This window comes from Priestia koreensis (genome assembly GCF_022646885.1).
GTDB lineage: Bacteria > Bacillota > Bacilli > Bacillales > Bacillaceae_H > Bacillus_AG > Bacillus_AG koreensis_A.
Window position 1 is genome coordinate 3,842,823 of record NZ_CP061868.1, and the last position, 13,063, is coordinate 3,855,885.

Here is a 13,063-nt window from a genome sequence, read left to right on the forward strand (position 1 = left end):
TGAAATTGAAATTAATCTGACAAATTAATTTTACTCCTATAGAAAAAGACCGTCAAGGATTGGAAGGTTAATTGTTATATAAAATATGAATTCTATTACACTAAAAATTTAAATCATTTTCTAAAATCATTATTCTAGCAATACTAATATGTGAATAATTGTGCTAATCTATAATTACGAAAATTTTTTAAGATTTTCCAACCACATGAAAAAACCTCGTATTAAAACTACTTACAGAAACCTATGGCGAAAGACAATTGTAAATGAAACCAAACGTTAATGGTCAAATGACGAATCATTGAACTTGCGCTAGCACAGCATACCGTTTGTGAACGGATTATGATGCTTAGGAAAGAAGGGACAAAACATGAGCAACGTACATACTGAAGAAGAACAGACTATTACTGAACAAAAAGAGCATACCGATACACCACCCATCTCAGATAGTATGAGTGTGCCATACTTTGGCTATCAGCTTATCCGCGATGTACTATTACCTGATCTATTAGGAAAAGATACGGAGCAAATTTTATACTGGGCAGGAAAAAATATTGCTCGTAAGCACCCTGTGGAAACACCTGAAGAAATCGTGATGTTTTTTATTCGCACCGGTTGGGGCGCTCTTTCTCTTTTAAAGCAAGATAAAAATGAGATGGAGCTTGAAATTTCAGGACCAATGGTTGAAAAACGCTTAAAAGAGAATAAAGGCTGTTCCTTCCATTTAGAAGCCGGCTTCATTGCTCAACAAATTCAGCAGCAAAATCAATGTGTGGCAGAAGCCTATTTAACATTAAAAGAGCGAGCTCATAAAGTGATGATTACGGTAAAATGGGATAAAAAAGATAAGTTATAAAAAAGGAAGTCGCTACGACTTCCTTTTTCTTCTATTATACTTCCACCGTTTCCTCTACTGATAATTCGAACGCTTCGTGAAGTGCTTCGATCGCTTTAATCATGTCGCCATAGGCTACCACAGTTGACACTTTGATTTCAGATGTACTAACCATTTTCACTTCAATGCTCTGGTTGGCTAATACCTCAAACATCTCTGCTGCAACCCCCGGGTTTGAGATCATTCCAGAACCAACGATTGAAACTTTTGCAAGATCGTTTTCATGTTCAACGTCCTCATAGCCGATACGATCGGCATAGCGTTCTAATACTTCTAGCGTTTGTTCCACGTCTTCTGTCTTAACTGAGAATGATAGTGCATTTTGCCCAGCAGATGTTATGCTTTGAATAATAATATCAACATTGATCTGATAGTTTGCAAGTGTCGTAAAAATCGTCGAAAGTGTCGTTAAACTATTTTTAACTCCCGCTACCGTAATGCGAGAAATATTGTCTTCAAATGCAATCCCTCTAACAACTAAGTTTTGTTCCATTGATGCTTCCTCCTCAACAATCGTTCCGTTTTCTAATTCTAAGCTTGAACGAACCTCTAATGGCAAATGATAGTTCTTTGCAAATTCCACCGCTCGCGGATGCAAAACTCCAGCGCCAAGATTAGCGAGCTCTAGCATTTCATCATACGAAATAGATTTCAGCTTTCGTGCTGCTTTTACATAACGAGGGTCTGTTGTATATACGCCCGTTACGTCTGTGTAAATATCGCACTTTTGTGCTCCTAAAGCGGCCGCTAGCGCAACAGCAGTTGTATCTGATCCTCCACGCCCAAGCGTCGTGATGTTCCCTTCCGCTGAAAGGCCTTGAAAGCCTGCCACAACGACAATGTTCCCTTTTTCAAGCTGGCTGTGGATAGTAGCCGTTTTGATATCTGTGATTCGTGCATTGCCATGCACGCTTTCTGTTTCAATTCCTGCCTGCCAACCTGTATAGGAAACAGCATCATATCCTTTTTGCTGTAGAGCCATTGTAAGCAGGGAAATTGTAATCTGCTCACCCGTTGTCAGTAGCATATCCATTTCTCGTTTGCTAGGCTTTTCGTTTAGTTCCGTCGCTAAACGTACCAATTCATCGGTGGTTTTCCCCATTGCTGAAACGACCACAACGACCTGATTCCCGTTTTCTACTTCCTGCGTCACTCGATTTGCAACATTCTGAATCCGATCGACTGAACCTACTGATGTTCCACCAAATTTTTGAACGATAATTGCCATTTTCTTTCATCCTCTTCATCTAGATTTACTCTTTCATTCCCTAGCAGTTATGTAAAGAAAAGCTGTATCTGGAGCTAAAAAACAACAAAAAAAGCAATGAGACTATCTCTCATTGCTTGCTGTGCATCATATAGTAAACATTCGTCATATATGCTCGCTTGCGTGAGATAGCTCTCCAAGACTGCTAAGAATCTTGACAGTCCTACGTTTATTCAACGCAAAACCAGCGAAAATTGATATGAGTTCCTTTTCACTTCGGCGGCCTTTCCTTTCAATCACCTTCTCCGGAGCTCATACTCCTCTAGTGACCTACTGATAAAATCCGCACCTCTATCATCACTTCAACGGATTGAAGTGTTGTATGAAATTAGTTATAAGGCTAACAGAAAAATGAAAAACTTGCAAGATTAATCTTTTAATTTTTCAAAAAGAAGCTCGGCCACATTTCGTGGAAGCTGTGCTGCTTGAAGCTCTTCTATAGTCGCCTCTTTCATTTTTTTCACTGAACCAAAATGCTTTAATAAGGCTTTTTTCCGTTTCTCTCCAACACCAGGAATGTCATCCAAAATAGATTGAAAGGAGCTTTTCGAACGCACTTGTCGATGAAACGTAATCGCAAATCGGTGAACCTCATCTTGAATACGTTGAAGTAGGTAAAACTCTTGACTATTCCTTTCTAAAGCAATCATCTCAACGGGATCTCCGATAATCAAGTTAGCCGTTCTGTGCTTATCATCTTTCACAAGACCGGCCGTAGGAATAGATAAACCTAGCTCATTTTCTAACACATCTTGAACAACCGCGAGCTGTCCTTTCCCTCCATCGACAATAATTAAATCAGGTAAAGGCAGTCCCTCTCTTAGCACTCTAGAGTAGCGTCTTCTCGCGACCTCTCTCATTGAGCCATAATCATCGGGACCTTCCACCGTTTTAATTTTGTATTTTCGGTATTCCTTCTTTTCTGGCTTTCCATCAACAAACACGATCATTGCTGAGACAGGGTCTGTCCCTTGAATATTTGAATTATCAAAGGCTTCAATTCGGTACGGAGGGGCAATGCTTAACTTCTCTCCTAATCGATCAACGGCTTTGATCGTTCGCTCTTCATCACGATCAATTAAGAAAAACTTTTCAGTCAGTGCAATTTTTGCATTTTTACATGCTAGATCGACTAATTGCTTTTTCTTCCCTTTTTTCGGCTGATCTACTTCTACCTCTAACAAACGATGCACAAGCTCTGCATCAATCTGGTTGGGAACGTAAACCTCTTTTGGTTTGAAATGATTTGGTTGTTCATAAAATTGACCGATGAATGTCAGGAAGTCCTCTTCTGGTTCATTATAAAAAGGGAACATCGACACCTCTCGTTCGATTAGCTTCCCTTGTCTCACAAAAAACACTTGGACACACATCCAACCTTTATCATAGGAATAGCCAAATACGTCACGATCAACAAAGTCATTAAACGTTACTTTTTGTTTTTCAATGGTTGCCTCAATATGTGCAATTTGATCTCGATACTCTTTCGCACGTTCGAAATCGAGCTCTTCAGATGCTTTGAGCATTTTTTCCGTCAGCTCTTCTTTTACCGTTTGGTGACCGCCATTTAAGAAGCGCGCAATGTCATCGATCATTTGCTTGTTTTGTTCCGCTGTTACCTCAAACTGACAAGGTCCTAAACATTGACCAATATGATAATACAAACACACGCGATCAGGCATCGTCGAACATTTACGAAGTGGAAAAATACGATCAAGTAATTTCTTCGTTTCATTTGCGGCTTGGGCATTTGGATAGGGACCAAAGTATTTGGCTTTATCCTTTTTTACCTTCCGCGTAATAAATAAGCGAGGATGACGCTCGTTTGTGATTTTAATAAATGGATATCCCTTATCATCTTTCAGACGCACGTTATATTTCGGATCATGTTTTTTAATTAAATTCATTTCCAAAATGAGCGCTTCGAGATCGGAAGAGGTAACGATATATTCAAAATCAACAATTTCACTTACGAGACGCTGTGTTTTTCCATCATGCGACCCGATAAAGTAAGAGCGAACTCGATTTTTTAACACCTTTGCCTTGCCAACATAAATGATTGTTCCATTTCGATCTTTCATCAAATAGCAGCCCGGCTGATCAGGTAAAATGGCTAACTTCTCCTTCAGCTGATTCGACATTTCCATCACCTCTCTCTGAATATCATGAACTATAATGAACGTTTTTAACAAAACCGTATATATGTTCTATAGACTTTCATCATAGCATAACTACGCGTGAAAAATGAACATTCCGCTTGTTTTGCTGCACACAAAAAAAGACATCCTCCTGAGAGAATGTCTTTTTACATTTGCTTATTAAACGTGTTTAGAAATAACTTCTACAAGCGCTTCTTTTGGTTGGAAACCAACTACTTTGTCTACTACTTCTCCATCTTTAAAAAGAAGTAAAGTTGGGATGCTCATTACGCCGAATTTGCTTGCAGTTTCTTGGTTTTCGTCTACGTCGATTTTCGCGATTTTTACTTTGTCGCTCATTTCTCCGTCGATTTCTTCGAGAACTGGAGCGATCATTTTACAAGGTCCGCACCATGGTGCCCAGAAGTCTACTAGTACTAAGCCGTTTTCAGTTTCTGTATTAAAAGTTTGGTCAGTTGCGTGTACAATTGCCATATGAATTCCTCCTATAAACAGTCATTTATCAAATTATATTCACAGTATAGCATCTTGCTATAGGTAATGCTATTTATTTGATTCGCTTGTAATGTGTGCTGAGAACGCTTATTTTATGCAGAAAAGCGGGCAAATGTTACCTGCCCGCTTTTCCATATAAATCAAGAATGCACGTTCAACTTTTTAAATTCTTCTGTTAGCATTGGAATGACTTCGAATAGATCTCCAACGATCCCATAGTCAGCTACTTTAAAGATGTTTGCTTCTGGGTCTTTGTTGATTGCAACAATCACTTTTGAGTTGGACATACCAGCTAAATGCTGAATAGCTCCTGAAATACCGCAAGCGATGTAAAGGTCTGGTGTTACCACTTTTCCTGTTTGCCCAATTTGTAGTGAGTAGTCACAGTAGTCTGCGTCACATGCACCACGTGATGCTCCAACCGCACCACCTAGTACGTCTGCTAGTTCTTGTAGAGGCTTAAATCCATCTTCACTCTTCACTCCACGTCCACCGGCAATAATAACTTTTGCTTCTGATAAGTCAACGCCTTGTGTCGCTTTGCGAACAACGTCTTTTACGATCGTACGAAGATCTTTAATTTCGACACTCACGCTTGTTACGTCGCCTGAACGAGACTCGTCTTTTGCAAGTGGTGCAATGTTATTTGGACGAATCGTAGCAAAGATAACGCCGTCTGTTACGATTTTCTTTTCAAACGCTTTACCAGAATAGATTGGGCGAGTGAAAACTAAGTTTCCCCCTGCTTCTTCAAGAGACGTTGCATCTGAAATTAACCCACTGCCTAAGCGTGCCGCTAATTTTGGTGATAGGTCTTTTCCAAGCGCCGTATGACCAAATACAATTCCTTCTGGTTTTTCTTGCTCAATCACTGCTAATAGAGCTTGTGAATAACCATCTGGTGTGTAAGCTGCTAATTTTGCATCCTCTACCGTTACGACACGATCTGCACCGTAGTGAATAAGCTCTTGTCCAAAGCTTTGAACAGCTTCTCCCGCTAATACCGCTACAACTTCTCCGCCTTCTGCTACTGTTTTACCAGCTGCAATCGCTTCAAATGATACGTTACGTAATGCTCCGTCACGAACTTCCCCTAGTACTAATACTTTTCTTGCCATTTTTCATACCCCCGTGTTTAGCGTATTAAGTAAGACTGATTAAATCACTTTTGCTTCTGTATGCAGTAAGTTCACTAACTCTTTTACTTGATCCCCTAGATCTCCTGATAAAACTTTTCCTGCTTCTTTTTTAGCCGGTAAAAAGATTTCAAGCGTCTTTGTTTTTGCTTCTACGTCATCTTCTTCTAAATCAAGATCATCAAGCTCTAGCTCTTCAAGAGGCTTTTTCTTCGCCTTCATAATTCCCGGTAATGATGGATAGCGCGGCTCATTTAACCCTTGTTGTGCTGTAATTAAAAGAGGTAGCGTTGTTTCGATTGTCTCAGAATCACCTTCAACGTCACGTACAACCTTTACATCTTTGCCGTTAATTTCAAGACCTGTGATTGTTGTTACATAAGGAATTTCTAATAGCTCAGCAACGCGTGGACCTACTTGACCTGATCCTCCGTCGATCGCTACATTCCCTGTTAAGATTAGGTCTGGATTTTTGTCTTTTAAAAATTCTGCGATAATTTTAGCGGAAGTGAATTGATCTCCATCTTCAAGATCATCCTCAGTGTTGATCAAAACCGCTTTGTCACAGCCCATTGCAAGCGCTGTACGAAGTTCTTTTTCAGACTCTTCGCCGCCGACTGTCACAACCGTAATTTCTCCACCTTCAGCATCGCGGACTTGAATTGCTTCTTCAATGGCATACTCGTCGTATGGATTGATGATAAATTCAGCACCGTCTTCAGCAATTCTTCCGTTGCTTAACGCAATTTTTTCTTCTGTATCAAATGTTCTTTTTAATAATACGAAAATATTCATGTATACCCCTCCGTTATTAAATATCACCCATCAAAAATGCTGGTTATTCCCCTGTGAACTTCGGTGCGCGTTTTTCAACGAACGCAGCAATACCTTCTTTTGCATCCTGTGATCCAAACACCTGTCCAAATAGCTCCGCTTCTTTTTCTACCCCTTCGTAATAAGAAGCTGGTTTGCTATGTTGGAGCAATTGCAGCGTATATTTCACAGAAATTGGACTTTTCAGCGCAATTTTTGCAGCTAATTTGGTGGCTTCGTCCAGCAAAGACTCCTCTGGATATGCGTAATTCGCAAGTCCAACCTCTGCGGCCTCTACTCCTGAAATTGGTTCACTTGTCAGCATCATTTGTGCAGCTCTTCCTGTGCCAACATATCGAGGCAAACGCTGTGTCCCAGCGAATCCAGGAATGATTCCTAGCTGTAGCTCCGGCAAACCGAGCTTCGCCTTCTCACTTACAAGGCGAATATGACAGCTCATCGCAAGCTCCAATCCTCCACCGAGAGCAGCACCGTGAATAGCTGCTATAACAGGCTTCGGATATGTTTCAATGTACTCCATTAATTCTTGGCCAAATTTCGCTAGCTGTGCATAATCATCTGCGCTTTCAAGCGTAGTGAATTCTTTAATATCTGCACCAGCACAGAAAAACCTTCCTTCCCCGTGTAGGAGAACAACTCGTGTATTAGAATCGTTTTCCGCCTCACGAAGCACGGATGAAAGCTCTTTCAAAACTGCTTGTGACAAAGCATTAGCAGGCTGATGATTAATTGTAATGACTTTAACGAAATCATTTGTAGCTACTTTTAAAAACTCCACCTTATGCACCTCTTTTCTTGCTATTGTAAGGCACGGCGTCTTTTATGAAGCGCCGAAGCCTTTAATTAATAAATCGTGTACCCCTGGCACTAGCGCCATCAGATCATATTTGTGCTCGTTCATGACCCATGTTGTGACAGTTTCGTCGATCGTGCCGAAGATCATTTGTCTGGCTAAGCGACGATCAAAATCATCTCGAAACTCTCCCCCAGCAATGCCTGTCTCTAAGATTGAATCAAGAACTCTTAAGTAACCTTTTAACACATCATTGATTTTTAAGCGTAGTTCTTTATTGGATTGACGAAGCTCTAACTGCGTAACGGCTGCTAAGTGATGATCATCTGACAATAGCTTAAAATGCTTTTCAATCACCATGTACAACTTGTCTACAGCTTTTTCCTTTTCAGTGATGTCTTCCTCAATCTTTTCAATAAACTGTCCCATTTTTTCTTGAAATAATGAGATTAGAATATCTTCCTTGTTCTTAAAATAAAGATAAATGGTTCCGTCTGCGACCCCTGCTTGCTTCGCAATCTTGGAAACCTGCGCATTATGATAGCCGTTCTCTGCAATGATGATTACAGCTGCATCAATAATTTGCTTAAACTTCGGTTTATTTCTTTTCAATGCAAACTCTCCTTCAAATATGAATGATCATTCATTCATATTTTTATAATAAAGAATAAAGCCTTTTCTGTCAATATATAAAACACATACTTTGACAAAAAAGAGCTAGCATTGAAACCGTTAGTTAATTTTTCTCTCTTGCTGCTTTTGTCGTTCTTCCTCGACTAACGAACGTCTCAAAATTTTTCCAACTGCTGTTTTCGGAAGCTCTTCTCTGAATTCGTATATTCTTGGCACTTTATACGCGGCTAAATATTGACGAGAGTATTTGTTTAACTCATCTTCTGTACATACTTCACCGTCTTTTAATACCACATAAGCCTTCACTGTTTCTCCGCGGTATGGGTCTGGTACACCCGCAACAACAGCTTCTTTAATTTTCGGATGCTCATACAATACTTCCTCTACTTCGCGTGGATAAATATTGTATCCTCCAGCAATAATCATATCTTTCTTGCGATCCACGATATAAAAATAGCCTCGTTCGTCCATATACCCTACATCTCCGGTTAACAACCATCCATCACGAAGGACCGCTTCCGTTTCTGCAGGCTGATTCCAGTAGCCTTTCATGATCTGAGGACCTTTTACCGCTAGTTCGCCAATTTCTTTTACGTCCGCTTCTTCTCCTGTTTCCATAGAGAAAATTTTAGCATCCGTATCAGGCCATGGCAAGCCAATACTACCGCTTACTCGCTCTTCCCACACAAAATTCGCATGTGTCACAGGCGATGATTCGGTTAATCCATATCCTTCTACGAGTTTTCCACCGGTCACCTTTTCAAACTGTTCCTGAACCTCTACAGGTAGCGGTGCTGAACCACTTATACAAGCATCGATGGATGATAAATCATATTTTTGTAAATCAGGATGATTTAACAGTGCAATGTAGATAGTTGGTGCACCTGGAAATAGCGTGGGACGCTGCTTGTGGATCGTTTTCAAAACCGATTTCGCATCAAAGCGCGGCATTAAAATCATTTCATAGCCTTGGATAATAGCTAAAATTAATACCGTGGTTAGTCCATACACGTGAAAAAACGGTAAAATACCCAATACCTTCTCTTCCCCATTTTTGCAACGATAGAGCCAGTGTGAGCACATCGTGGCATTAGAGACGAGGTTCTTGTGCGTCAGCATGACTCCTTTTGGAAAGCCCGTTGTTCCGCCTGTGTATTGAATAATCGCCAAATCGTTTTCTGCATCAATCTCGTACTTCGTAAACGTTTCATTCGTTCTCTTCATAATTTCCGTGAATAAGTGTGTTGTACCACTATGCTCTAGGGAAACTTGAACATTGCTTTGCTTTTTTTGTACGTACGGATATAATACTTTTTTCACAAGCGGCAAGTAATCCTGAATTCTCGTCATGATCACATGCTCAATTTTTGTTAACGCTTTCACTTTTGAGATACGTGGATATAACATGTCAATCGAAATGATAAACGTAGCGCCTGAGTCATTCATCTGATATTCCAGTTCTCTCTCCATGTACAATGGATTTGTTTGAACTGCTACCCCTCCAGCTAACATGACTCCGTAAAATGAAATGACAGCCTGTGGACAATTAGGAAGCATAATGGCTACCCGATCTCCTCTTTTTAACCCAATCTCCTGCAAATAGCTTGCGAGTTTAAAAGCCTGCTCTGAAATTTCTTGAAATGTCATACTTTTTCCAAGAAAATGAACGGCCTTTTTATCTCGATATAGTTTTGCAGCGTTTAAAAAGCTATCCACGAGATTCGTTCCGCTGTACGTAATTGCGGCTGGAATTTCCGGTGGATATCGATCAAGCCAAGGCTTCACCGCTCTTTCTTCCATCTGCTCATCCCCTTATAACGAAATTTTAGAAAATTCCACATATTTATTATAGTACAATGAAAGGATGTCCTGCAATCTATATAAATTCTCTTTGTTGATAAAAGCCCGGGTACCGTCCTCAAGCATATACTCATTCCAAGCAAAATAAAAACGAACAGGAAAATCCCTGTCCGTTAAAAGAATGCTAAATAAATAACCCCTATTGTTACAAAAAGACCGCATAAAACGAGTAAAACCTTTGCTAATTTCTCCATTTACTTGTCTCCTTATCCGATTCCCTCGCCAATAACAAATGACATTCCAATTGAGATCACCATTGAAATTAATCCAACGGCACGATTATCGTTGGCAATTTCATCATCGATTCGAAATTTAGGTGTAAGAAATTCAAAGATAAAATAACTAAGTAAGAGGAGGATAAATCCATATAATCCCCAAGCAAGCATCGATAACAGACTCGTATGATGGGAAATAGAATAGCGAAAAATATTCGCTAAGCCGAAGATTTTCCCTCCAGTAGCCAACGCTACTGCCACATTCCCTTTTTGTATCTCATCCCAGTTGCGATATTTTGTCACTAGCTCAAAAATAGCAAGGAAGACAATCATACTTAGAACTACGACGCTATAATTGCCCGCAGATTGCACGTACGTATTTTCCCAAAAGTTTTTCATTGAAGCCCCCACTCCCACTACTTAAATTCTACAACGGTTACTCCTGAACCTCCCTCAGAGGCTTCTCCAAATCGCGCTTTCTTAACTGAACGATGATTTTTGAGATATTCTTGTACACCCTGTCGCAGTGCTCCCGTTCCTTTACCATGAATAATAGATACGCGCGGGTAACCTGCTAGAAGCGCATCATCGATATATTTTTCGACGCGCATCAGAGCATTTTCAAATCGCTCACCGCGTAGATCTAATTCAAGACTAACGTGATAATCTTTTCCTTTTACGGTCGCTAGTGGCTTTGTTTCAACGGGTGCTGGTGAGCTAACATACTCGAGGTTGCTCTCTTTTACTTTCATTTTCATGATGCCCATTTGAACTTGCCATTCTGAATTGCTCACTTTTTCAATAAGCGTTCCTTTTTGTCCAAAGCTTACGACTCTTACTTCATCCCCTGGATTAAACGTATTCTGTTTTTTCACAGGTGCTTTTTTCTTCACTGACTTCTTCAACGTTGGTACAGCATCATCTAGACGTTTGCGCGCATCAATAAGCTCGTGCTCTTTAATAGATGCCTGCTGATCTCTGCTCATTTGGCGAAGCTGCTTAATAATCTCTTCGGCTTCTTCGCGTGCTTTTTCCACCGTTTGAGCAGCTTTTTGTTCTGCTTTTTCATACAGACGGTCACGCTGTTCATTAAACTGAATAATTTGTTGTTGCAACTCTCGATGAAGCTTTTCAGCTTCCTCACGATAATCTCTTGCATCTTCGCGCTCTTGCTCTGCTTGACGCGTGCTGTCTTCTAACGACGCAATCATATTTTCGACTTTGTTTGTTTCAGCCCCAATATAACCCTTCGCACGATCAATGACTTCAGGCTGTAGTCCAAGACGCTTCGAAATTTCAAAGGCATTGCTTCGTCCTGGCACTCCTATTAATAATTTATATGTCGGACTTAGCGTTTCAATATTAAATTCAACGCTCGCGTTCACTACACCCTTTCGATTGTATCCGTAAGCCTTTAGCTCTGGATAGTGCGTGGTGGCTACGACGCGGGCTCCTCGTTGATACACTTCATCTAAAATTGAGATGGCAAGAGCTGCTCCTTCTTGAGGATCAGTCCCAGCACCAAGCTCATCAAATAGTGCCAAGCTTTTATCATCCACATTTTTCAAGATATCAACGATGTTAACCATATGAGAAGAGAACGTACTTAAGCTTTGCTCAATCGATTGCTCATCACCAATGTCAGCAAAAATGTTTTGAAAGACGGTCATCTCTGAGCCGTCTAGAGCAGGAATTTGCAGGCCTGACTGTGCCATTAACGTAAATAACCCAATCGTTTTTAGCGTGACGGTTTTCCCACCCGTATTTGGACCGGTAATCACAATCGTTGTGTAGTCTTTTCCAAGTTCAATATCATTTGCTACAACGTTATCTGCTGAGATGAGCGGATGCTTTGCTTTCGCAATTTTAATATAGCCCTCATCATTCATTTTTGGTTTCGACGCTTTAATTTTATGGCTGTAAGCAGCTTTGGCAAACATAAAATCAAGCTCCGCCATTACGTTCACATTTAAACGTAACTCACCCGCCGCTTCTGCCACTTCTCTTGTTAATTCAATCAAAATACGCTCAATTTCCTGCTTCTCTTGAACGCGAGCTTCTTGAAGTTCATTGTTCAAGGTCACAACAGACTGAGGCTCAATAAATAGCGTCGCTCCAGAAGATGATTGGTCATGAACGATCCCACCGTAGTTCCCTCTGTACTCCTGCTTAACAGGAATAACAAAGCGATCATTACGAATCGTCACGATCGCATCTGACAGCATTTTCTGTGCAGACGATGAGCGCGTTAAGCTATCAAGCTTTTCACGAATACGTGATTCCGTTGTGCGTAATCGCTGGCGAATGCCACGAAGCTTATCACTCGCTCCGTCTAATACCGTTCCGTTGTCATCAATACTGTGCTTGATCGTTTGTTCCAGGTGTGGAAGTGGTGTTAGCTGTTCAATTAAATTCTCTAAAATCGGAAGGTTCATTTCTTCTGCTGAGACAAACTCCTCGATGAACTTTTTCATTTGTCTAGAAGCGTAAATCGTACTTGAAATATCAAGTAGTTCATTCGGACTTAACGTACCACCAATCTCCGCGCGTTTTACGCTAGGTCGTACATCTACAAGTCCACCTAACGGAACATTTCCGCGCAAACGTAGAACGGTAACTCCTTCATCTGTTGCTTCTTGAAACGTTACGACTTCTTCAAAGTTTGTGGATGGAATTAAATTCGCCACTTTTTCTCGTCCTAATGAAGAAGCTACATGATTTGCAAGCTGCTCTTTTACTTTATCAAATTCAAGCACTCTAAAAATACGTGGTTGCACAA

11 protein-coding genes and 1 riboswitch are annotated in these 13,063 nt (G+C 40.5%); of the genes, 1 reads left to right on the forward strand and 10 read right to left on the reverse strand.

Going from position 1 to position 13,063, the window contains the following annotated elements; all coding sequences use genetic code 11:
* Positions 1-367 precede the first annotated feature (367 nt).
* Positions 368-853 (forward strand): YslB family protein, encoded by a 486-nt coding sequence (locus tag IE339_RS20205; protein WP_242170622.1) that lies wholly within the window; start codon positions 368-370, stop codon positions 851-853.
* 34 nt (positions 854-887) lie between these two features.
* On the opposite strand, the gene IE339_RS20210 is transcribed toward IE339_RS20205, so the two are convergent.
* From IE339_RS20210 to IE339_RS20255, 10 genes are all read right to left on the reverse strand, one after another.
* Entirely contained in the window at positions 888-2,120 is a 1,233-nt protein-coding gene (locus IE339_RS20210) for an aspartate kinase (protein WP_242170624.1), read from the reverse strand.
* A 160-nt stretch (positions 2,121-2,280) separates the two neighbouring features.
* Positions 2,281-2,461: riboswitch (Lysine riboswitch) on the reverse strand.
* Between the two features lie 66 nt (positions 2,462-2,527).
* Positions 2,528-4,300 carry an excinuclease ABC subunit UvrC gene (gene uvrC / locus IE339_RS20215; protein WP_242170625.1) on the reverse strand — a complete coding sequence of 591 codons (1,773 nt, stop codon included), beginning with the start codon at positions 4,298-4,300 and terminating at the stop codon, positions 2,528-2,530.
* A 177-nt stretch (positions 4,301-4,477) separates the two neighbouring features.
* On the reverse strand, positions 4,478-4,792 hold the full coding sequence (gene trxA, locus IE339_RS20220) for a thioredoxin (RefSeq protein WP_053400899.1): 315 nt from the start codon (positions 4,790-4,792) through the stop codon (positions 4,478-4,480).
* Between the two features lie 161 nt (positions 4,793-4,953).
* Complete coding sequence (locus IE339_RS20225) at positions 4,954-5,931, reverse strand: electron transfer flavoprotein subunit alpha/FixB family protein (RefSeq protein WP_053400898.1); 978 nt, start codon at positions 5,929-5,931, stop codon at positions 4,954-4,956.
* Between the two features lie 39 nt (positions 5,932-5,970).
* Complete coding sequence (locus tag IE339_RS20230) at positions 5,971-6,744, reverse strand: electron transfer flavoprotein subunit beta/FixA family protein (RefSeq protein ID WP_242170627.1); 774 nt, start codon at positions 6,742-6,744, stop codon at positions 5,971-5,973.
* Positions 6,745-6,787: 43 nt separating this feature from the next.
* Positions 6,788-7,561, reverse strand: coding sequence for an enoyl-CoA hydratase (locus IE339_RS20235; protein ID WP_242170629.1), 774 nt, complete (start codon positions 7,559-7,561; stop codon positions 6,788-6,790).
* A gap of 42 nt (positions 7,562-7,603) precedes the next feature.
* Complete coding sequence (locus tag IE339_RS20240) at positions 7,604-8,188, reverse strand: fatty acid metabolism transcriptional regulator FadR (protein WP_242170632.1); 585 nt, start codon at positions 8,186-8,188, stop codon at positions 7,604-7,606.
* Between the two features lie 120 nt (positions 8,189-8,308).
* A complete protein-coding gene (locus IE339_RS20245) occupies positions 8,309-10,009 on the reverse strand; it encodes a long-chain-fatty-acid--CoA ligase (RefSeq protein ID WP_242170634.1) in 1,701 nt (566 codons plus the stop codon).
* Positions 10,010-10,275: 266 nt separating this feature from the next.
* Positions 10,276-10,683, reverse strand: coding sequence for a DUF350 domain-containing protein (locus IE339_RS20250; protein WP_242170636.1), 408 nt, complete (start codon positions 10,681-10,683; stop codon positions 10,276-10,278).
* Between the two features lie 17 nt (positions 10,684-10,700).
* Positions 10,701-13,061: an endonuclease MutS2 gene (locus tag IE339_RS20255; protein ID WP_242170637.1), complete on the reverse strand. Its 2,361-nt coding sequence runs from the start codon at positions 13,059-13,061 to the stop codon at positions 10,701-10,703.
* Between the last annotated feature and the right edge of the window lie 2 nt (positions 13,062-13,063).